Below are 20,872 nucleotides of genomic sequence, written 5' to 3'. Positions count from 1 at the left end.
TCGGTGTCCGTTCCGAGGCTACCGACCGGCGTGGCACGGGGGCGGTGTGGTGGAGGGGTGGTTGTGGTCGGCTTGGAGGAGTGTGGCGGCGCCGCGGACGGCTGCGGTGTGCGGGGTGGGAACGGGCTTCACGGGAACGCGCAGCAGCTTGGCGAGACGGGGGGCGATGTCGGGGCGCAGCGCGCCGCCGCCGGCCAGTAGTACGCCCCGCTGCAGCGCGTCGTATGTCCGGGACGTGTGGTCCTGTTCCAGCATGGCGGTCACCATGGCGGCGATCGCGTCGGTGATCTGCGTAGCCGGGGTGAGGCGGTCCATATCGCTGGTGCCCAGGGTGGTGCGGTGGGCATCGGTCACGGCGCCGTCGTCGAGAAGGACGACATCGGTGACGTGGGCCCCGATGTCGACCACGAGCAGGGGCCGGACCAGGTCGGCGTCCGCGGCGACGGCCACGGCTCGCGCGGCGGGAACGGTGAGGACGGTGTGCGGCCGCAGAATCTCGGCCGCGCGGCGGGCTTCGGTGCGGAAGGCGACTCCCCCCAGGACGGGTGTGGTCAGGATGAGCAGGGGGCGGGTCGAGCGGGGCAGACGGTGGCCGAGCAGACGGTCGAGCATCCGGGCGGTTGCGGCGGTGTCGACGATGGCGCCGCGCTGGATGGGATGGACGGTCCCGTTGCCGAAGGCCACCGTGGGTACGTCGAAGATCAGTCCGTTTCCGGAACTCCAGGCGCGGGTGCGGGCGCTGCCCAGGTCGAGGGCGATGCCGCAGCACTGCCGGTACCAGGGCCATGGCTGATGCCGGGGCCTGCCGGAGCGGGGGCGGCGAGTCGTGGTCACCGGCCGGCCTCCCTGAGGTGCTGGCAGCGGGCGCAGTAGCGGGCCTGCGGCACGATCATCAGACGCACGCGGTCGATGGGTTTGCGGCACAGATGGCAGTTGCCGTAGTGGCCTTGGTCCATGCGCTCGAGGGCTGCTTCGACGTCGGCGAGGACCATGCGGGCGGACGCGGCGAGTTTGACGCGGACCTCGGTCTGAGAGGCGGCCTGCCGGTCGAACAGCGCCTCGGCACGGGGCACGGCCGTGGCCGTGAGCTGCTGGATCTGTTCCTGGCGGAACAGGCGCTGCTCGTGCAGGTTTTCGCGCAGCGCGGCGAGGTCCTCGGTCGACAGGGTCGTGCCGTGTTCGCCGATGATCTGCTGGTTCACCACTTCACCCCTTGGGCAGGCCGGGAGACGGAGGGACTGGGCGGGCGGTTGTCAGGCGGTGTTGCGCTGGCAGGGGACGCAGAACCGCGTGTAGGGCAGGATTTCCAGGCGCTCGACCGGGATGGGCTTGGAGCAGCCCTGGCAGGTGCCGTAACTGCGGTCCTTGACACGGGTGAAGGCGGCGTCGATCTCCTTGAGGACCCGCTCGATGGTGTCCTTCTGCGTCGACATCAACTGATCCTCCGCATCGTGCCCGGCCTCGGCGATGGCCTGCAGCTGCGTCAGGCGGGTGGCGCGTTCGTGTTCGAGGCGCTGCCGGGCCTCGTGCGTGGGTAGACGCCCGGGCCGGGGTTCGGTGCGGGGTTCGGGCCGGGGTTCGATCCGGGGTTCGGTGCGGGGCGTATCGAGTGACATGGCGGGTCCTATCTTCCGCATGGTGGGTGGGACATGACCTCACCGTGACCGATGTGCGGCGCGAAACCCATCGGGCGCAATACCCATGTGCAGCCGTTCGGGTCCTACCGTGGCGTGGGCGAGCCAGAGGCGCGGAAATGGGCATTGGAGCCCATCGACGGAACCACCCGGGAGCGGGCAGGCTTGCAGGAGGCCGGCCCGCAGCGGTGGAGCGCACCACATGCTCCGGGTACGCGGCGACCATGGGAAAGAAAAAAGCCGTGTCACAAAGCCGTGTCACGAAAAGGAAGGCGTCATCGCGGTGTCCCTGTTCTGGCGGATCTTCGCTCTCAACGCCGTGGTGTTGGGGACCGCGACCGCGCTGCTGTTGTGGGCTCCGGTGACCGTCTCCGTCCCGGTGGTGCTGACCGAGGCGATCATCCTCGTAGCCGGCCTGGTCGTCATGCTGATCGCCAACGCGGCCCTGCTGCGGATCGGGCTCGCCCCCCTGGACCGGCTGACGAAGCTCATGACCACTGTTGATCTCTTGCGCCCCGGTCAGCGGCTGCCGGAGCGCGGCCGGGGTGAGACCGCCGAGCTGATCAGCACCTTCAACGCCATGCTGGAGAGGTTGGAACACGAGCGGGCATCGAGCAGCGCCCGCGCGCTGCTCGCGCAGGAGGCCGAGCGACGCCGTATCGCCCAGGAACTTCACGACGAGGTTGGCCAGAGCATGACCGCGGTCCTGCTGGGGCTGAAGCGGGCAGCGGACGACGCGGACGAGCCCCTGCGCGGTGAGCTGCACCAGGCCCAGGAGATCACCCGTGAGAGCCTGGACGAGGTCCGTCGCCTGGTGCGCCGACTGCGGCCGGGAGTCCTGGAGGATCTCGGCCTGGTCAGTGCCCTGACCTCGCTGACCACCGAGTTCGCCACCCACACCGGGCTGCGCGTCGTACGTCGCTTTGATGGCGGCCTGCCCGAACTTGATCAGGAGACCGAACTGGTGCTGTACCGGGTCGCGCAGGAGGCCCTGACCAATGCGGCCCGCCACGCCGAGGCCGGCCGGGTGGAGGTCAGCCTGTGCCCGACTGATGGCACGGTTGTGCTGGCCGTCACGGACGACGGCCGGGGGACAGGGGTGGCCCGGGAAGGCGCGGGGATTCGCGGGATGCGTGAGCGGGCCCTGCTCATCGGGGCGACGCTGGACGTCACCTCCCAGCCGCAGGCCGGCACACAGGTCCGGCTGACCGTACCCGTTCCCAGGAAGCAGCCATGACCACGACCGACCCGCCCGTGATCCGCATCCTCCTCGCCGATGACCACGCGCTTGTTCGGCGCGGTGTGCGGCTCATCCTTGACGGGGAGCCGGACCTCCAGGTCGTCGCCGAGGCCGGAGACGGCGCGGAGGCCATCTCACTCGCCCGCACCCACGAGGTCGATCTGGCCGTGCTGGACATCGCCATGCCCCGGATGACCGGCCTGCAGGCCGCCCGTGAACTGATCGCGCGGAAGCCGGATTTGCGCGTGCTGATGCTGACCATGCACGACAACGAGCAGTACTTCTTCCAGGCACTGAAGGCGGGCGCCAGCGGATATGTGCTGAAGTCGGTTGCCGACCGTGACCTGGTCGCGGCCTGCCGGGCCGCCATGCGCGACGAGCCCTTCCTCTATCCGGGGGCGGTCACCGCGCTCATCCGCAACTATCTCGACCGCGTCCGCCACGGTGAGGAACCACCCGACCAGGTCCTCACCCCCCGGGAAGAGGAGGTGCTCAAGCTCGTCGCCGAGGGGCACTCCTCCAAGGAGATCGCCGAGATGCTCTTCATCAGCATCAAGACCGTCCACCGGCACCGGGCGAACCTGCTGCACAAACTCGGCCTGCGTGACCGCCTGGAACTCACGCGCTACGCCATCCGCGCCGGCCTCATTGAACCCTGACGCCGCTCGGACCTTTGTGACTGCCTCAGGGCTCCGGCCGCCCGCTCCACAGCCTCCACAGCCGGAACTCTGAGCCCAGGCAAACCCGTTCGCACTAGCGGACCACCGACATCAAGAAGGGGACGGCGCATGGCACGCGGCTTGCTCACCGTTCCCCGCAGCAATGACCTCGGCCCGGCAGCGCTGATCGCTGTCCTGCTTGCCGTCCTCACCGCCGTGTTCCTTCCGCCTTCGTACGGCGGTACAGAGCCCGGCATGCCGGACCGCGTGGCGTCGGCCTCCGAGCACCGCGTGGCGTCGGCCTCCGAGGCCGCGCAGGCCGGCAGTGGAACGCGGGCGGACGACGGGCACTGCGCCGCCCTGCTCCGAAGCCCTCGCGATGTTCCTGGCGAGCGGCTGTCACCGCCGGGCATGGCCACCGTCGCCTCACACTGCAGGCCCTTCAGCCCGCCGTCGCCCGTACACACGGCGTCCTTGGCTGCGGTGAGCCTGCCGGCCTCCCCCCATCCGATGGGCCGTCACCAGGGGCGGGCGCCACCTCCACCACCAGGCACCTGAACTTCTCTCTCTTTCCGTCGACCGCAGTCATGCCTGGCTGCGGTGTGCCTGCCGGAGGCCCGTCTTGACCCGCGCCCTGCGCATCCGAGGGTTGCTCGCCCTCGCCGCTGTCGCCCTGTCCCTGTACATCGCCCTCACCGTGCCCGTCCACCTCGGACTCGACCTGCGCGGCGGCACGCAGATCGTGCTGGAAACCCGCCCCACCGCCACCGCTGAGGCCGACAGCGAAGCCACTGACCGCACCCTGGAGGTGCTGCGCGGCCGCATCGACGCACTGGGCGTCGCCGAACCCACCCTCGCGCGCTCCGGCAGCAACCGGATCGTCGTCGAACTGCCCGGAGTGCAGGATCCGGCCGAGGCCGCCGATGTCCTCGGCCGCACCGCCCAGCTCACCTTCCATCAGGTCCTCGGCACTTCGACCAGTGCCGACAACACGGACGAACCGCTGCCGAAGCGGCCGCGCCAACAGGTTCTGGCGGATGAGTCCGGCCGACTCCTGCGCCTTGAAGCGGCCTCACTGACGGGCGAGAACGTCAAGGAAGCCGCCGCCCGGCTCGACCAGCAGGCCGGCGCCGGATGGCATGTAACCGTCGACTTCAAGGGGGCCGGCCGCGACGGCTGGGCCCGCCTGACCGGCCAGGCAGCCTGTGCCCCGGCGGGGGAACCGTCCCGAAGGGTCGCCATCGTCCTCGACGACAAGATCATCGCCTCGCCCCAGATCGATCCCTCGGTCGGCTGCGGCTCGGGCATCAGCGGTGGCTCCACGCAGATCACCGGATCCTTCAGCGCCGACGAAGCCAAAGAACTCGCCCTGCTCATCAACGGTGGCGCCCTGCCCGTACCCGTGGAGAACGTCGAGCAGCGCACCATCGGTCCCACCCTCGGCGCCCAAGCCATCACCGCCAGCGCCTGGGCCGCCGCGGTGGGCACCGGGCTGACCGCGCTGTTCATCATCGCCGTCTACCGGCTCATGGGCGTTCTGGCCGTCGTGGCGCTGGCCTGCTACGGCCTGATCTCCTACGCCGCCCTGGCCGCCCTGGGCGCCACCCTCACCCTCCCCGGCCTCGCCGGTTTCGTCCTGGCGATCGGCATGGCGGTCGACGCCAACGTCCTGGTCTTCGAACGGGCCCGCGAAGAGTACGCCTCCCGCCACCGGCCCAGCCCGCGCTCGGCCCTGACCGCGGGATTCCGTGGCGCCTTCAGCGCGATCGCCGACTCCAACATCACCACCCTCATCGCCGCCGGCCTGCTGTTCTTCCTCGCCTCCGGACCCGTGCGTGGCTTCGGCGTCACTCTGGGCATCGGCGTGCTCGCCTCCATGTTCAGCGCCCTGGTCATCACCCGTGCGCTCGCCGACCATGCCGCCTCCCGGCGCCGGCTCCGTCGCCGCCCACGCCTGACGGGCATCGCCCATACCGGTACCGTCCGCGACCGCCTCACTCGCACCCAACCGCATCTGATGCGTCGGCCCCGGCGGTGGCTGGCCGCTTCCGCCGCGGTCCTGGCCCTGGCCGCGGCCGGGATCGCCGTGCGCGGCATGGACTTCGGTGTCGAGTTCACCGGGGGCCGCCTCATCGAATACACCACCGCCACGCCCGTCGACCCCGACCGGGCCCGCACCGCCCTCGCCGACGCCGGTTTCCCCCGAACCGTCGTCCAGACCTCCGGCGACAACCAGCTCACCGTCCGCACCGACCGGCTGACCAACGCGCAAGCGGCCGCCGTCACCGACACCATCAGCACTCTGACCGACCAGGCCGACAAGCTCCGCGACGAAGCCATCGGCCCCAGCCTCGGCGAGGAGTTGCGCCACGGCGCCCTCATCGCCCTCGTCGTCGCCCTCGGCGCCCAACTCCTCTACCTCGCGGCCCGCTTCCGCTGGCTGTTCGGCACCTCCGCTGTTGCCGCCCTCGCCCACGACGTGGTGATCCTCATCGGGATCTTCGCCTGGCTGGACAAGCCCGTAGACGGTGTCTTTCTCGCCGCTCTGCTCACCGTCATCGGCTACTCGGTCAACGACTCCGTCGTCGTCTTCGACCGCATCAGGGATCTGAGCCGTAGTGACCGCACGCCCCCCTTCGCGGCCATCGCCAACCGAGCTCTCCTGCAGACTCTGCCCCGCACCGTCAACACCGGCATGGGTGCCGCCTTCATCCTCACCGCCTTGGTCGTCCTCGGGGGCGACTCCCTCGCCGACTTCGCCCTCGCCCTGCTGATCGGCCTCGCCGTGGGCACCTGTTCCTCCATGTTCACCGCCACCCCACTCGCCATCGAACTTCACAACGCAGCTAGCTGTATGAGGGCTCGACGTTGGTGACGCTCTCGCGGAGGCGTGCTGCTGGCGGCTTTCCGGCGGCAGCACTATGCGGCCGGTGGTAGTTGTAGTGGATGTTCCACACTGCGATCGCGGCTGACCGGGCGTCCTCGCTGGTGAACTCGCGGACGTAGAGGACTTCCTCGGCCATGATGCGCTGGTAGCGCTCCACCTTCCCGTTGTGCCGAGGTGTGTATGGCTTGGTTCTCTGATGCCGGGTGCCTTGCCCGACGATGCGGGCGAAGTCGTCGGAGCGGTAGCAAGCGCCATTGTCGGTGACGACCCGGTGGATGTGGTTGATGCCGTGGGCGGCGAACCAGACCTTCGCCCGGGCGAGGAAAACAGCAGCCGTCGCGCCCTTCTCATCGCCCAGCGGTGCTGTGTAGGCGAGCCGTGAGAAACCATCGACGACGGAGTGCAGGTAGACGTAGCCACGCTTTGCCCCGGCCGACTTCGCCCGACTAGCGACCTTGGCCTGATCGCTGTCCCGGCCATGGATCCGCCACCCGCCGCCATCAGGGATCCGGCCGACCTTCTTCACATCCAGGTGCACCATGTGTCCGGGCCAGCGGGCAGTGATCTTCCCCGGCTTCCGGTTGTTCTCACCGCCTGGGTCGATGAAGCGGCGTTTGCCGAGGCCGAGCCGGGTCAGGTGTCGGCTGACAGTTCGCCGGTCGATCACAAAACCGCTACTGACAAGTTCGTCGGTGATCCGTTGCGCGGACCACTTGAGCTCGCGGCGCCAGGACTCGATCTGCTCGATGACCCATACTGGAGTCGCGTTCGGACTCCGGTGCGGACGAACTTGACGGCCGGTCTTGCAATCCCGCATCACCGTGTAGCCGCCAGCGATTTACCCACTTGCTGGCGCATGCGCGAGAGATACCCATCTCAGCGGCGACGTGGGCGATGGGACGTGTCCGGCACCGCTTCACGAGCCGCCTACGGCCCTCGACGCTCAGGGGCGCATTCGCGTGGGGCACTCGTCGTCCTCTCGAAGTCAGACGACGGCAGGCGCGACACCTATCGTGCGCGCCTGCCGCATTGCGGCCTTTCAGTCCCGCGGTGCGACGCGGATACGGTTCCCGTCAGGATCGGCTGCGAGGAAGGTCAGCCCGAACCCCGCATCATGAGGCTCGCGCAGGATCGTGACCCCCTTGGAATTCCACTGCTCAAAGGTCGCGTTGAGCTCGTCGGGTCCACCGTCGATGGCCAGGCAAACCTCACTGGTGCGCGGGACGTCCGGTGACAGATCCTCGAACTGGCCAGACCACAGACCGAGGTCAGCGCCTGGCCCGAGGTCGAAGGTGATGTATCCCGGAGTCTCGAACGAGGGGCTCATGCCGAGGAGGTCGCCGTAGAAACGAGCTGCGGTGGGAGCGTCGTTCACGTAGACGATGGACACGACGGATGTGGTCATGGTTGTTCCTTCTCACAGGTGGTAGGTACGCATCCACCAGCCTGACCGGGATATGCGCCGCATCGTGTCGCAATTCCTGAAAAAATTGATGTGTGACCCCAGACCGCTTCTTCACCCTGATGCTGCTCCTCAAATCGAGGGATGCCGTGACCACACAGGAACTCGCCTCAGCGCTCGGAGTGTCCCTTCGAACCATCACCCGAGACCTGAACTGGCTCCGCGACGCCGGTCTGCCGGTGACCGCACACCGGGGCCGCCTCGGAGGCGTGACCATGCTGCCCGGATCCGGACTCGACCTCACGCGACTCACACCGGGCGAGCGTGATCATCTGTCGCTCACCGGGCTGGATGAGAAGCAACGTGCGGAGCTCAACGCATCGGTCGAAAGCCAGCGCGCGCTCTCCAAGATCGCCGCTACACAGCCACGTCGAGTTCATGAGCTCCTGCCGCTCACCGACGTAGTGCACGTGGACAGCCGTCCCTGGCGTCAGGCACGAGCTTCCGGCACGACTCCGGCTTCGCTGATCGGCGCAGTGCGGCGAGGTCGCCGGCTACGGATCGAGTACGACAGCCCACGCGAGTCATGCCCACGCGACCTGGTAGTGGATCCCTACGGGCTGTTCGCCAAGGCCGGCATCTGGTACCTCGTCGCCGACTGTGCCCGAGTGTCACGGATGTACCGACTCGAACGGATCACGACGTGGAAAGAAGTCGACCAGCCACGACGGATCCGCGAGAGCCAGACCCTGGCCACCGTCGCTGGAGCGCTCATTGATCAGTGGGAGCACAACCACGCGATAGAGGTCAGCGCCACCATCGACCAGACCCAGATCGAGCGAGCGCAACGGATCTTTGGCCTACGACTCGTCTGGGACGACCATGAAGAATCCGCCACCGGCCGCAAGGTAACCATCCGCTTCCTGCATCTGGAGGACGTGCGAGCACTACTGCCGTTCGGGAGCGCCATCACTGTGCACGGCCCCACCGAAGCCAGGGCTCACCTTCGCGACCTCGCCACCAATCTTGCCCACCACTATGCGCCGTCACCAACGTCCTGACCCGCAACAGCTAGCGACCTGCGCCGGAGATCGGCCTGAAGTGCCCGTGGACCCTGGGGTGTTGGGACGACCACTGGAACTCAAGGTGAGCCGGGGGCCTGCGCCGAAATCAGCAGGTCGAGTTGGTCTGGGTGAGGAGGCCGAGCCGCCACGGGAGGGTGTTGTAGTCGTCGCCCGCGTTGGGGTTCATGCCCTGGTAGAGGTATTGGAGTCGGCAGGCGGGGATGGTGAGTGTCTGGTCGTAGCCGGCACGGATCATCTCACCGTGGCTGATGTCCCTGGTCCAGGCTCCGGACGGGAAGGTGACGTTGTTCGCCCTGGCGAACGGGTTGCTCTCGGACGCGGCCAGTGGTGTCCAGGATCCGGCGAGGCTGCCGGCGGTCCAGGAGCGGAAGTAGCGTCGGCCGTCCGATCCGATGGCCTCGACCAGGAGCAGATACTGGTCGGCGCCCTGCACCTTGTACACGTTGCTCGCTTCGAAGAGGGCGTACTTGGAGTCCTGGGCCGCGATGACGGTGTTGGTGAAGCCGTTCGGGAACTGGCCGACGGTCGTCTGCGACCGGTACAGGTGCCCGTTGTCGTCGGAGGAGAACAGATGGCAGTTGGCGCTGTCGCAGATCACCCACATGTCGACCCAGTAGCCGCACTTGGGGTCGAAGGTGCTCAACGGCCGGTCCGGAGTGTCGGACGAGACGCCGGCCCGCGTCGAGCGACTCATCCACCAGTACGGTTACCGCACGTGCCCCCTGCCGACGGCATCGTCCTGCTCCTGGCCCGCACCTCCACGCTCGGCGCCGACCAGGTACGCAGCTCTGGCAGCTGCCCATGGATCCCGCGGCCGTCGCCGGGGCGCGCCGGATGACGGACGAACAGCTGGCTGACTGGGGGCTGTCCGAGCTGGAGTTCGCCACCGAGCTGGTCGTCAGCGAGCTGGTCACCAACGCCATCCGCTACGGCATCGCCCCCGTCCAGCTGCGGCTCATCCGCGCCGACGCGCTCATCTGCGAGGTCTCCGACGGCAGCAGCACCGCCCCGCACCTGCGGCGGGCCCGCGTCTTCGACGAGGGCGAACGCGGCCTGCTGCTCGTCGCCCAGGTCGCCGAACGCTGGGGCAGTCGTCAGAGCTCCCTTTAAAAAGACGATCTGGGCAGAACAGCCCCTGCCGGATGAGCGTGCGCGCGAGCGCGACAGCCGGCCCAGTGCGAGCGGCTGACGCACATCCCGCGATGTTCACCGATCACTCTGGACGGTCATCAGCGGTCGGCCGAGCAAGTCAGGCTGCCGCGCGGACGGGTGCCATGGTCGCGCGGCCGCTGAGGTCCGGTCCATGGCCGCGCAGGTCAGTTCCCGCCGCACGGCGGGCGCATACGTTTCCTCCAACACCCGTGATGCGGGATGAACGAGGAGGCAGGCCCATGAAGGAAAGCCAGTTTGATACGTGCGTGATCGGGGCGGGCCCTGCCGGCCTGGCGGTCGCCAGGGCACTGGCGGAGCGGAATCTGCCGTATACGCACCTGGAGCGGCACACCGGGCCCGGCGGTATCTGGGACATCGACAGTCCCGGCAGCCCGATGTACGAGTCGGCCCACTTCATTTCCAGCAGGACCCTGTCGGGCTTCGGCGGTTTCCCGATGCCCGACCACTTCGCGGACTACCCGCCCCACCGGCAGATCCTGTCGTACCTGCGGTCCTTCGCCGACGCCTACGGGCTGACGGACCGCATAGAGTTCGGCGTCGACGTCGAAAACGTCGAGAACAACGCGGACGGCACCTGGACGGTCACCCGGGCCGACGGGCGGGAAAGTGTGCACGGGCAGGTCGTCGTGTGCACGGGCTCGCAGTGGCACCCCAACCTCCCCGAACTGCCGGGGGAGTTCAGCGGGGAGGTCCGGCACACCGTCGGCTATCGCAGCGCGGAGGAGCTGCGGGGCAAGCGGGTCCTGGTCGTGGGCGCGGGGAACTCCGGCTGCGACATCGCGTGCGACGCGGCCCGGACCGCGGACCACGCTGTGATCAGCATGCGACGCGGGTACTGGTTCGTCCCCAAGCACCTGTTCGGCCGGCCGGTGGACACCATCGCCAACAGGGGGCCGCACCTGCCGATGTGGCTGGCGCAGCGGGTCTTCGGCGCTCTCCTGCGGGTCCTCAACGGCGACCCGACGCGGCTGGGGCTGCCGAAGCCGGACCACAAGCTGTTCGAGACCCATCCGGCCATCAACTCGATGCTGATCCACCACCTTCAGCACGGCGACATCACCGCCAGGCCCGGGATCGCCCGCACCGAGGGCCGGACCGTGTACTTCACCGACGGCACGAGCGACGACTTCGATCTCGTCCTGCTGGCCACCGGGTACGTCCACAAAGTGCCGGTCGCGCAGCGGTACTTCGGCGACGAACAGCACCCGGACCTGTATCTGTCGTCGTTCTCGCGCGAGCACGAGGGCCTGTTCGGCATCGGCTTCATCGAGACCAACTCCGGTGCGTACCAGCTCTTCGACTTCCAGGCGCAGCTGATCGCCGGGTACATCCATGACGCGCGGCACCGGCTGCCGAACGCGGAGCGGTTCGCCCGTATGATCCGCGCCGACCGGCCGGATCTGTCCGGCGGGCTGAAGTTCGTCGACTCGCCCCGCCACACCGGCTACGTCGACGGCGGGGCCTTCGTGAAGTACCTGAGCAAGGTCGCGGGGCAGATGGGCTGGCGCACCGAGGGCCAGCCTCCGCCCGTGCGGTCCCTTCGACGCGCGGAGGCGGCGGCATGAGAGGGTTCGACTTCACCGACAAGGTCATGCTGGTGACCGGCGGCGCGGGCGGCATCGGCAGTGCGCTGTGCCGCCGCTTCGCCTCCGGCGGCGCCCGCTGCGTCGTCGTCGACATCGACGCGGTCCGCGCCATGAAGGTGGCCGCGGACCTTCCCGGCGCCGGGCACACGGGCATCGGATGCGACCTGATGGACCGCGCCCAGGTGGAGCGGCTGTTCGAGCTGGTCGCCGATGAGCACGGTCGCCTCGACGTACTCGTCAACAACGTGGGCATGACCAGCGCGGAACGCTTCGACGTCCGCAGCGTCGAGAGCATCGAGCGGGAGATCACCCTCAACCTGACCTCACCGCTGGTCGCGACCCGGATCGCCATTCCTCTTCTCTTGGCTTCCGGGGACGCCCGGGTGGTCACCACGGTTTCCCTCGGCGGGATCTTCCCGCTGGGCGAGACCCCGATCTACACCGCTTCCAAGTTCGGGCTGCGTGGCGCGATGCTCGCCATCGGGCTCGACCTGAGGAGCAAGGGCATTCTGGCCGGCTCGGTACTGCCGTCGGCGACCGACACCCGGATGCTGCGTCAGGAAGCCGTGGACGGCGGCAACTCCATGCAGTTCCAGGACCGGCCCCAGCAGCCCGCCGACGTCGTCGCGGCCGTGGTGAGCCTGCTGGACAAGCCCCGACTTGAGGCCTACCCCCGGCCCGGTGAGTCCCGTCTGGTGCGGTTCGCGATGCTCATGCCGAACCTGCTGCCCCGGGTCTTCCCGCTGTTCCGCAAGCGCGGTGACCGCGGCATGGCCCGCTATCTGGAGGAACTGGGCCGACGCGGACTGGCCAGCCGGACCGACGGGCGCTGGGAGCTGGTGGAGGAAGCATGACCCCGAACGAGACGCTGACCGGGACGCTGCTGGTCGTCAACCCCGCCACCGGTGAGCCGATCACCACCCTGCCCGCCGCAAGCGCCGACGATGTCGCCAAAGCCGCCGAGCAGGCCCGGCAGGTCCACGACGCCGGGGTGTGGTCGCGGCTGCCGGTCCGGGAGCGCGGCGCGGTGCTGCTGCGCCTGGCCGACCTCATGGAACGCGACGCCGAGATCCTCGCCCGGCTGGACAGCGAGGACGCGGGCAAACCGATCACGGAGTGCCGTACGGGCGACGTACCGGGCGCGATCGAGTCGATCCGCTGGTTCGCCGAGGCCGCCGACAAGGTCTTCGGCCGTCTCGCGCAGAGCGGCTCCGGCGGTCTCGGTCTCATGAGCCGCGAACCGGTCGGGGTCGTCGCGGCGATCCTGCCGTGGAACTACCCGCTGGCCATGACCGCATGGAAGGTCGGACCGGCCCTGGCCGCAGGCAACTGTCTGCTGGTCAAGCCCGCCGAGGCGACCCCACGCTCGGCACTGCACCTGGCCGCCCTCGCAGCCGAGGCCGGCCTGCCCGACGGCGTGCTCACGATCCTGCCCGGGTACGGCCGGCAAGCCGGCGCGGCCCTCGCCCTCGACCCCCTCGTAGGGGCGCTCTCCTTCACCGGGTCCACCACGACCGGCCGCCGCATCCTCAAGCACGCCGCCGACAGCAACTTCAAGCGCGTCTCGCTGGAGATGGGCGGCAAAAGCCCCCAGGTCCTGATGGCCGACGCGCTCTCCTACGGCGACGAGCTCATCGACAACATGATCGAGGCCGCGTTCCTGACCATGGGGCAGAACTGCACGGCCGGCTCCCGGGTTCTGGTTCACCGCAGTATCGCCGAGGAGGTCCTGGAGCGGTTCACGGCCGCGGCGAGAAAGCTCGTCATCGGCGATCCGGCCGACCCGAGCACACAGATGGGGCCGCTCATCAACCACACCGCCTTCGATCGGGTCGCGGGAGCCGTGGAGGCCGCCCGGGGCGGCGGAGCCCAGATCCACACCGGGGGACTGCCCAACGGGCTGCCTCCCCGCGGCGCCTACTACCCGCCCACCGTGATCACCCGAGCCCCCGACGGCAGTGACGTCCTCACCAAGGAGTTGTTCGGTCCTGTCGTCACCGTCCAGACCTTCACCTCCGAGGACGAGGCGGTACGCAGGGCCAACGCCACCGAGTACGGTCTCGCCGCCTCGGTCTGGACCCGCGACCTGGACACCGCGCTGCGACTGGCCCGCGGCATCGAGGCCGGCGTCGTCTCCGTCAACGCCTACAGCGAGGGTGACATCACCACACCTTTCGGCGGCTGGAAGCAGTCCGGATTCGGTGGAGTGGAGAAGTCCACCAACGCCTTCGACCAGTGGACCCGGGAGAAGACGATCTGGATCCGCACCCGCTGACCCGGGCCGGCAGCCGGCAGGCGCGGCAGCCGACGCGTCATTCCGTGTACCCCGCCCCCCGGAGCATCCGCTCGCGCAGCTGGACCGGGGAGGTGCCGTGCCAGCGGCGTACCGCACGGCGCAGCGCCCGTTCGTCGGAGAACCCCGCCCGGCGGGCGATGTCGCGCAGTGTCAGTTCCGGGCGGAGCAACAGCTGTTCGACGCGTTCCCGGCGCACCCCCTCGACGAGTGCCTCGTACGTCGTGCCGCAGTCGGCCAGCCGACGGCGCAGCGTCCGCTCGCTCGTCGCATGCCGCCGCGCCTGCTCACCGAACGAAGGCACCACCGGGAGGCCCTGCGCGACGGAGATCTCCAGCACCTCCAGCAGGTCCTGTTGGTCACGGCGGCCGGCCATCTGCGTATCGAGCATCTCCAGTGTCGACGCGTAGCTCACCGGATCCCGGCCGGGCATCCGGGTACGGGCCCACGCGGAGTCGATGACCATGCGGTTGGCGGGGGCGCCGAAGCGAACCGTGCAGCGGAACAGGGCGTCGTACAGGTCGAGTTGGCGCGGTGGCGGAAAAGAGAACTCCACCGCCCTCGGCGCGAAGGCCGGACCGACGGCCAGCCGGGACAGGGTGACCACCGAGGCGAACGCCTCCTCGCTCAAAAAGGAAGCCACGGCCGGGTCCATGGCGGGATCGGGAAGATCGGCGCGCAGCACGAAGGCGTCGTCCTCCTCACCCACACCGGCCGACCACACCACCATCGCCCCGGACAGGTTCTGGTACTTCACCCCGGTCTCGATGGCGTGCCGCAGCGTGTCATCGGCCATCAGGGCGAAGCCGAGCAGGCCCCACGCGGTCAGGTGCTGCGCCGCGCCGACGTTCAGACCCAGGCGCTCGTCCCTGGTGAGCTCCAGCGCACGGCGGATCACCGCGCTGCCCTGCCGGTACGACACCCGCAGCGCGGCGGAGCGCATGACCGTCTCGTCGAGTCCCATCTGCTTCAGCAGGGGCCGCAGATCGACGCCACGCTCGTCGGCGACCACGACTAGATAACGCAGGATGTTCGGCTGGATCGTCGCCGAAGTGCTGCGGCTGGTCCCGGGAGGGTCTGCCGGGCCGGGGGCAAGGGACATCGCACTCACCTTCTCCTCGAACGACCACCGTAGGCAACGGGCATCACCGGTCGCCCGCCCTGGCCCCCGAAGTCCCCTGTACGGCCCCTGGCGTCCTGAGCCCGCCGTCCGCGCCTGCATACGGTTTCCGTAACCCGCATGGCATTCGACCTGCTGGTCCTCGACTGGTCACTCCAGCGCACACAGGAAATGAGGGCGCGACAGCGTCATGTCCTTCAATGCTCCAGCCCGGGCGGGGGCCGGGCAACCGGTCTCCAGGATTGGCGCCCGAAAGGGCGCGACCCTCGCCTTCGCCGCACAAGGTGTCTCCGTGGCCGCCGTGTACACGACCGTCCCCGCTGTCACCGAACACCTGAAACTGTCTCCGCTCCTGACGACCCTCCTGATGGTCGCGGTGGCGCTGATGGCAGGGGCCGGCAGCTTCCTGGGTCTGGCCGTGATCCGCCGCGCCGGTCCCGTAGCCACGATGCGCGGGGCCGTGCTGACGGCCGCCGCCGCGCTGGTGCTGATCGGGTGGGCCCCCGACGAGGCGACCGCCATCTGCGCGTACATCCTCTTCGGGCTCGCGGTCGGCGCCCTCGATGTCGGGGTCAACACCCGGGCCGCGGCGATCGAACGCGCCTACGGCCGCAGCATCTTCGGCTCCTTCTACACGGCATGGAGCGTGGGCGGCGTGGTCGCGGCCCTGCTCACTGCCGGGGCAGCCCGCCTGGGATGGCCCGTGGCCGCCGGCCTGAGCGTTCAGGCGGGCATCGTGCTGCTCCTCGCCGTCTGTATACGCACGCATGCCCTCCCCTCCTCCGCCGCGGGGCCGTCGGACCCCTCCGCGCAACCGCCGCTGGGGCGTCGCCTGTGGATCCGGCTCATCCCCTTCGGCCTGGTCCTCCTTGTCGTCTACGTCGTCGACTCCACCGTCTCGGCCTGGTCGGCGGTCTACCTGCGCCAGACCCTCGCCGCGTCCCTCACGGTCGCGCCGCTGGCGTACGCGGCATACCAGGCCGGCACAGTCGTCGGCCGCGCCGCCACCGACCGCATCGTGCAACGGTTCGGAGCGGTCGCCGTCGTCCGCACCGCGGCCCTGCTGGTCGCGGGCGCCCTGGCCGCCATGGCCGCCGCGCCGAGCTGGCCCTTCGCCGTTCTCGCGGCCGGGGCTGCGGGTCTGGGGGTGTCCGTCCTGGCTCCGCTGTGTCTGGCCTACGCCGCACGGCTGCGTCCCGCTGCCTCGGAGTCGGTCCTTGCGCGCCTGAACCTCTTCAACTACGTCGGCATCATCACCGGTGGCGCAGTGAGCGGACTCCTCGGCTCCACCGGCCAGTTCCGTCTCGCCTACGCGGCACCGGCCGTGATGGCGGTTCTTCTCCTGGCCGCCGCCCGCCACTTCAGCCCGCAGCCTTCAGACTCGGCCGCCGACGACGGAGGAACACGACAGCGCCGAACCGCACGCCCCCCGTTCCTGCCGCGCTCGTAGCCTTGTGCGGTGCTTGCCACTTCGCCAGACGTCCCTTGTGCGGTGGTTGATTGGAAGCGTGCTTGCCCGCCCGCTGTCCCAACAGGCGCCGCTGGATCTCCCGCCCGCCGGTAGCCCTTGAGCGTCCTGTCGAGAGGTGCCCTGCGACGCGTACGCCACGCTGAAGGCGAACCTGAGGGCGGGCCATCTCGGTCGTCCCGGCTCGTCACGCTACCGCCGCGCCACGCAGGGTTGGACGTACTTGCGGGGGACGGGTGCCCGAAGTGGCCGCCCTGCGCGCTCCGAGTTCCGTGACGCAGGGGAGAGGCCCGCGCCTACAGCGCTGCTTTGAGCAGTTGCGCAGACTGGAGGCCGCGGACAAGTCTGGTCCGCCGAACGGACCCTTGAGGCACTGGCTGCCGAGGCCGGACGGCTGGGGATGGCGATTGGCCGCAGCCGGTCCGCAGGATTCTGTCGGCCGAGGGCCTACGCCTACGCCGGCGCCGCACCAGCTCCTGGACTCGTTCGAAGGATCCGGACTTCGAGGGAAAGGACACGGATCATGGGCCCGTACACATACCCGCCCGAGGGCGACGGCTGTCTGCGCCGACGTTCTCGGGCCGGTGATCCCACGTACGTTCCCGCCGGCGCCGGGCCGGCCATCATCGCTCGGGCAGCAGCAGCTCCGGGGCGGTGCGCTCACGCACGTCCGAGAGGGCCGTTCCGGGGGCGAGTTCCGCCAGGGAGAGGCCCTCGGGGGTGATGTCGAGAACGGCCAGGTCGGTGATGATCCGGTGGACGCAGGTACGGCCGGTGAGGGGGAGGGAGCATTCCTTGAGGATCTTCGGGGAGCCGTCCTTGGCGGTGTGCTCCATGAGGACGATGACCTTGCGGGCGCCGTGTACGAGATCCATGGCACCGCCCATGCCTTTGATCATCTTCCCGGGGACGGTCCAGTTGGCGAGGTCGCCGGTGGCGGACACCTGCATGCCGCCGAGCACGGCGACATCGATCCGGCCGCCGCGGATCATCCCGAAGGAGAGGGCCGAGTCGAAGAAGGCGGCGCCCGGAAGTACGGTGACGGTCTCCTTGCCGGCGTTGATCAGGTCGGGATCGACGTCGTCGTCGTACGGATAGGGGCCGGTGCCGAGGATGCCGTTCTCCGAGTGCAGCACCACGTGCACACCGGGCGGGAGGAAGTTCGGTATCAGCGTCGGGAGTCCGATGCCCAGGTTGACGTAGCCGCCGTCGGGCAGCTCTTCGGCGGCGCGGGCCGCCATCTGCTCACGGGTCCAGGCCATCAGTGCCGCTCCTCACGCTCGCGCACGGTGCGCTTCTCGACGCCCTTGCCGTCGGCCGGGACGGGACCGACGACGCGGTCGACGTAGATGCCGGGGAGATGTACGGCGTCGGGGTCGATGACGCCGGGTTCGACGAGTTCCTCGACCTCGGCGATGGTGATCCGCCCGGCCATGGCGGCCAGGGGGTTGAAGTTGGCGGCGCTGCGGTGGAAGACGAGGTTGCCGTGCCGGTCGCCCCGCGCCGCCCGTACCAGGGCGAAGTCGGTGGTGATGGCCTCCTCCAGGACGTACGCCCGGTCACCGAAGTGCCGTGTCTCCTTGGGCGGCGACGCCACGAGAACGCCGCCGTCGCGACCGTTGCGCCAGGGCAGCCCGCCCTCGGCGACCTGGGTGCCGACCCCGGCCGGGGTGTAGAAGGCGGGGATGCCGGCACCGCCCGCGCGCAGCCGCTCGGCCAGGGTGCCCTGCGGGGTCAGTTCCACCTCCAGTTCGCCGCCGAGGTACTGGCGGGCGAACTCCTTGTTCTCCCCGACATACGAGCCGGTCACCCGGGTGATCCGGCCGGCCGCGAGCAGGACGCCGAGGCCATGGTCGTCCACGCCGCAGTTGTTGGAGACCACACTCAGGCCGCCGGCGCCCTGTGTGTGCAGGGCATCGATGAGCACGGTGGGGATGCCGCAGAGACCGAAGCCACCTACGGCCAGTGAGGCGCCTTCCGAGATGTCGGCAACCGCCTCGGCGGCCGAGGCCATGGCCTTGTCCACGTCGTTCATGCCTTTCTTCGACAGGTGCAGGTGCAGGTGCAGGGGTGCAGGTGCAGGTGTGCACGCCGGATACGGAGCGCCGAATGCCGTACGCGGCCTGGCGTCCCCGTTGTTACGAGGTCGGGGCGCCCGGGAAAGCCCTCTCGTCGAGCCAGGCGGCCCCCTGGGCGTAGAGCTTCTCGACCTCCGGACCGGTCAGTCCCGGCATGTCCGGTTTGACCTCGTAGCCGATCCTGCTCTGGAGGTAGGCGAGGTGCCGGTAGCCCTCGGGAAACCGGGCCAGCAGCTCGGGGTCGAGCGCCGGACCGGGGCCCGTGCCCACGGGGTCCAGCCGATCCTTCTCGTAGATGGGCTGGCGCAGCACGATCTTCCAGCGTCCCTCGTGCTTCTCGAGGAAGTCGTAGAAGCGGCCGGTGCACACCACATCGCACTCGACGCCCTCGACCGGACCGCGCTGCGAAATGGTCATCTTGGTCTGCGCCGTCGCCCGCGAGCCGCGTACCTCGATCGTCGTACCGCCGAGAAAGTGCAGGATACGGACGCCGCGCTCGAAACCGGCGCGGCTGACGCGGATGAACTCGTCGCCCGAGCCCTGGAACCAGGTGGCCATCATCCGGCCGTCGGGATGCCACACCTCGCGGAAGCGGTCCCAGTCGCCCGCGTCGCGCCACAGCACCCAGTTCTCGATCAGTTCGCGGATCCCCAGACGTTCCGTCACCTGATCCGTCGTTCGGTCCGTCAGCTGGTCGGTCATCTCTTTCGGCTCCTAGATCGGGTAGTGGCGCGGCTGCTGTGAGACGGTGATCCACCGCAGATCGGTGAACTCGTTCAGTGCCGCCCGCGCGCCGAAGCGGCCCCAGCCGCTGTGGCCCACCCCGCCGAACGGCATCATCAGCTCGTCGTGCACGGTGGCGCCGTTGACGTGGGCGATGCCGGTGCGCAGCCGCTTCGCCACTGACATGGCACGTGATTCGTCCCGGCCGAACACGGCGCTCGACAGTCCGTACGGGGTGTCGTTGGCGATACGGACGGCGTCGTCGAGGCCGTCGGCGACCACGACACTGACCGCGGGGCCGAAGGACTCCTCGTGGTAGAGCCGCATCTCGGGCGTGACCCCGGTGACCACGGTGGGCTCGTGGACCAGGCCGTCGAAGCCGCCGCCGGCCGCGATCCGCGCACCGCGCTCCTGGGCGTCGTCGAGCAGCGCCCGCAGATGCTCGAAGGCCGCCCTGTTGATCATGGGGCCCACCTGGGTCCCGGGGTCCCTCGGATCGCCGGTGGTGAGGGCCCGCGCGCGGGCCGCCAGCCGTTCGGTGAACGCCTCGGCGACGGACCGGTCGACGACGATCCGTTCCGTGGACATGCAGATCTGGCCCTGGTACATGAAGGCGCCGAAGGACGCGGCGGCGGCCGCGTCGTCGAGGTCGGCGTCGTCGAGGACGACCAGGGGCGCCTTGCCGCCGAGTTCCAGCAGAGTCCGCTTGAAGTGCGTGGCCGCCTTCTCCGCGATGATCCGACCGACCCGGGTGGAGCCGGTGAAGTTGATGACGCGGACCGCCGGATGGACGATCAGTTCCTCCACCACCTCGGGGGCGTCCTCCGGAGCGTTGGTGAGGAGGTTCAGCGCGCCGTCGGGGACACCGGAGTCCCGCAGCACGGCGGCGATCGCGCCATGGGTACGGGGGGACTCCTCCGACGCCTTGAGCACCACGGTGTTGCCGTAGGCCAGCGCCCAGACGGCAGCCCGGGTGCCGAGTATGACCGGGGCGTTCCAGGGTGCGATGCCGACCACCACGCCCACCGGCTGCCGTACGCCCATGGCCAACAGCCCGGGGATGTCGGACGGCAGGACCTCGCCGACCAGGCCGTAGGCCTGCGCGGCGGCCTCGCGCAGGATCCCGGCGGAGAGGCGGACGTTGAAGTGCCCCCAGGCCGCCGACGCGCCGGTCTCGTCCGTCATCGTCTCGGCGATGAAGGGGGCACGTTCTTCCAGCAGATCGGCGGCGCGCAACAGGATCGTGCGCCGCTCGGCGGGTGCGGTCCCCGACCAGGTCTCGAACGCCGCCTGCGCGGCCTCGATCGCCGCGGTGGTGTCGGCGCGGGACGCCGCGGCGACGGGGCCGAGCGGCTTCTCGGTGATCGGGCTGAGGGTGCACGTCGTACGGCCGCCCTCGGCCTCGCGCCACTCGCCGCCGATCAGCAGCCGCTGGGTGCCGCCCCCCTGCTCCGGCGCGTCAGTGGTGCGTACGCCAGTGCTAAGTGCGGTGTCTTGCCCTTCGGGTGCGTTGCCGGTTTCCAT

At 69.5% G+C, this 20,872-nt stretch carries 17 protein-coding genes and 3 pseudogenes; 9 read left to right on the top strand and 11 right to left on the bottom strand.

From position 1 onward, the window contains the following. Positions 1–18: 18 nt before the first annotated feature. Genes ACFU53_RS07405 through ACFU53_RS07395 form a run of 3 tightly spaced genes read right to left on the bottom strand, consistent with a single transcriptional unit; the run spans position 19 to position 1,616 of the window. Positions 19–834 carry a rod shape-determining protein gene (locus ACFU53_RS07405; protein ID WP_383987075.1) on the bottom strand — a complete coding sequence of 272 codons (816 nt, stop codon included), beginning with the start codon at positions 832–834 and terminating at the stop codon, positions 19–21. After that, positions 831–1,205: a TraR/DksA family transcriptional regulator gene (locus ACFU53_RS07400; RefSeq protein ID WP_383987072.1), complete on the bottom strand. Its 375-nt coding sequence runs from the start codon at positions 1,203–1,205 to the stop codon at positions 831–833. The genes ACFU53_RS07405 and ACFU53_RS07400 overlap by 4 nt, the downstream gene beginning before the upstream one ends. Positions 1,206–1,253: 48 nt before the next feature. Then, positions 1,254–1,616, bottom strand: coding sequence for a TraR/DksA family transcriptional regulator (locus ACFU53_RS07395; RefSeq protein ID WP_383987069.1), 363 nt, complete (start codon positions 1,614–1,616; stop codon positions 1,254–1,256). A 301-nt stretch (positions 1,617–1,917) separates the two neighbouring features. On the opposite strand from ACFU53_RS07395, the gene ACFU53_RS07390 reads away from it, so the two are divergent. The 3 genes from ACFU53_RS07390 to secD all read left to right on the top strand — a co-directional run bounded on the left by ACFU53_RS07390 (position 1,918) and on the right by secD (position 6,408). Next, positions 1,918–2,871: a HAMP domain-containing sensor histidine kinase gene (locus tag ACFU53_RS07390; RefSeq protein ID WP_383987066.1), complete on the top strand. Its 954-nt coding sequence runs from the start codon at positions 1,918–1,920 to the stop codon at positions 2,869–2,871. Beyond that, complete coding sequence (locus ACFU53_RS07385) at positions 2,868–3,533, top strand: response regulator (RefSeq protein ID WP_383987063.1); 666 nt, start codon at positions 2,868–2,870, stop codon at positions 3,531–3,533. The genes ACFU53_RS07390 and ACFU53_RS07385 overlap by 4 nt, the downstream gene beginning before the upstream one ends. Positions 3,534–4,155: 622 nt before the next feature. Further along, positions 4,156–6,408: a protein translocase subunit SecD gene (gene secD / locus ACFU53_RS07380; RefSeq protein WP_383987060.1), complete on the top strand. Its 2,253-nt coding sequence runs from the start codon at positions 4,156–4,158 to the stop codon at positions 6,406–6,408. On the opposite strand, the pseudogene ACFU53_RS07375 reads toward secD, so the two are convergent. Beyond that, a pseudogene (locus ACFU53_RS07375) lies at positions 6,380–7,388 on the bottom strand (IS481 family transposase). The gene secD and the pseudogene ACFU53_RS07375 overlap by 29 nt on opposite strands. A gap of 71 nt (positions 7,389–7,459) precedes the next feature. Next, entirely contained in the window at positions 7,460–7,825 is a 366-nt protein-coding gene (locus ACFU53_RS07370; RefSeq protein ID WP_383987058.1) for a VOC family protein, read from the bottom strand. Between the two features lie 92 nt (positions 7,826–7,917). On the opposite strand from ACFU53_RS07370, the gene ACFU53_RS07365 reads away from it, so the two are divergent. Beyond that, positions 7,918–8,883, top strand: a complete 966-nt coding sequence (locus tag ACFU53_RS07365) for a helix-turn-helix transcriptional regulator (protein WP_383987055.1) — start codon at positions 7,918–7,920, stop codon at positions 8,881–8,883. Positions 8,884–8,992: 109 nt separating this feature from the next. Here ACFU53_RS07365 and ACFU53_RS07360 read toward each other — a convergent pair. Beyond that, positions 8,993–9,526: pseudogene (locus ACFU53_RS07360) on the bottom strand (non-reducing end alpha-L-arabinofuranosidase family hydrolase); the annotation flags it as partial. A 102-nt stretch (positions 9,527–9,628) separates the two neighbouring features. Here ACFU53_RS07360 and ACFU53_RS07355 point away from each other — a divergent pair. The 4 genes and pseudogenes from ACFU53_RS07355 to ACFU53_RS07340 all read left to right on the top strand — a co-directional run. After that, a pseudogene (locus ACFU53_RS07355) lies at positions 9,629–10,096 on the top strand (ATP-binding protein); the annotation flags it as partial. A gap of 202 nt (positions 10,097–10,298) precedes the next feature. After that, positions 10,299–11,645 carry a flavin-containing monooxygenase gene (locus ACFU53_RS07350; protein WP_383987052.1) on the top strand — a complete coding sequence of 449 codons (1,347 nt, stop codon included), beginning with the start codon at positions 10,299–10,301 and terminating at the stop codon, positions 11,643–11,645. After that, positions 11,642–12,520 (top strand): SDR family NAD(P)-dependent oxidoreductase, encoded by an 879-nt coding sequence (locus ACFU53_RS07345; RefSeq protein ID WP_383987049.1) that lies wholly within the window; start codon positions 11,642–11,644, stop codon positions 12,518–12,520. The genes ACFU53_RS07350 and ACFU53_RS07345 overlap by 4 nt, the downstream gene beginning before the upstream one ends. Further along, positions 12,517–13,941, top strand: a complete 1,425-nt coding sequence (locus ACFU53_RS07340; protein WP_383987046.1) for an aldehyde dehydrogenase family protein — start codon at positions 12,517–12,519, stop codon at positions 13,939–13,941. The genes ACFU53_RS07345 and ACFU53_RS07340 overlap by 4 nt, the downstream gene beginning before the upstream one ends. Before the next feature lie 37 nt (positions 13,942–13,978). Here ACFU53_RS07340 and ACFU53_RS07335 read toward each other — a convergent pair whose 3' ends face one another. Continuing rightward, positions 13,979–15,061 (bottom strand): AraC family transcriptional regulator ligand-binding domain-containing protein, encoded by a 1,083-nt coding sequence (locus tag ACFU53_RS07335; protein ID WP_383987043.1) that lies wholly within the window; start codon positions 15,059–15,061, stop codon positions 13,979–13,981. 310 nt (positions 15,062–15,371) lie between these two features. Here ACFU53_RS07335 and ACFU53_RS07330 point away from each other — a divergent pair, with 310 nt between their 5' ends. After that, entirely contained in the window at positions 15,372–16,529 is a 1,158-nt protein-coding gene (locus ACFU53_RS07330; protein ID WP_383987040.1) for an MFS transporter, read from the top strand. 641 nt (positions 16,530–17,170) lie between these two features. Here the strand turns inward: ACFU53_RS07330 and ACFU53_RS07325 are convergent. The 4 genes from ACFU53_RS07325 to ACFU53_RS07310 form a co-directional block, all read right to left on the bottom strand. Beyond that, positions 17,171–17,809, bottom strand: a complete 639-nt coding sequence (locus ACFU53_RS07325; protein ID WP_383987039.1) for a 3-oxoacid CoA-transferase subunit B — start codon at positions 17,807–17,809, stop codon at positions 17,171–17,173. Next, positions 17,809–18,573: a CoA transferase subunit A gene (locus ACFU53_RS07320; protein WP_383987167.1), complete on the bottom strand. Its 765-nt coding sequence runs from the start codon at positions 18,571–18,573 to the stop codon at positions 17,809–17,811. Before ACFU53_RS07320 ends, ACFU53_RS07325 begins: the two co-directional genes overlap by 1 nt. 112 nt (positions 18,574–18,685) lie before the next feature. Next, complete coding sequence (locus ACFU53_RS07315) at positions 18,686–19,327, bottom strand: nuclear transport factor 2 family protein (protein WP_383987036.1); 642 nt, start codon at positions 19,325–19,327, stop codon at positions 18,686–18,688. A 12-nt stretch (positions 19,328–19,339) separates the two neighbouring features. After that, on the bottom strand, positions 19,340–20,872 hold the full coding sequence (locus ACFU53_RS07310) for an aldehyde dehydrogenase (protein ID WP_383987033.1): 1,533 nt from the start codon (positions 20,870–20,872) through the stop codon (positions 19,340–19,342).

The sequence above is a fragment of the Streptomyces sp. NPDC057474 genome, from assembly GCF_042802555.1.
GTDB lineage: Bacteria > Actinomycetota > Actinomycetes > Streptomycetales > Streptomycetaceae > Streptomyces.
Note: the sequence above shows the minus strand (reverse complement) of the source record. Positions and strands in the feature narration are given on the sequence as shown.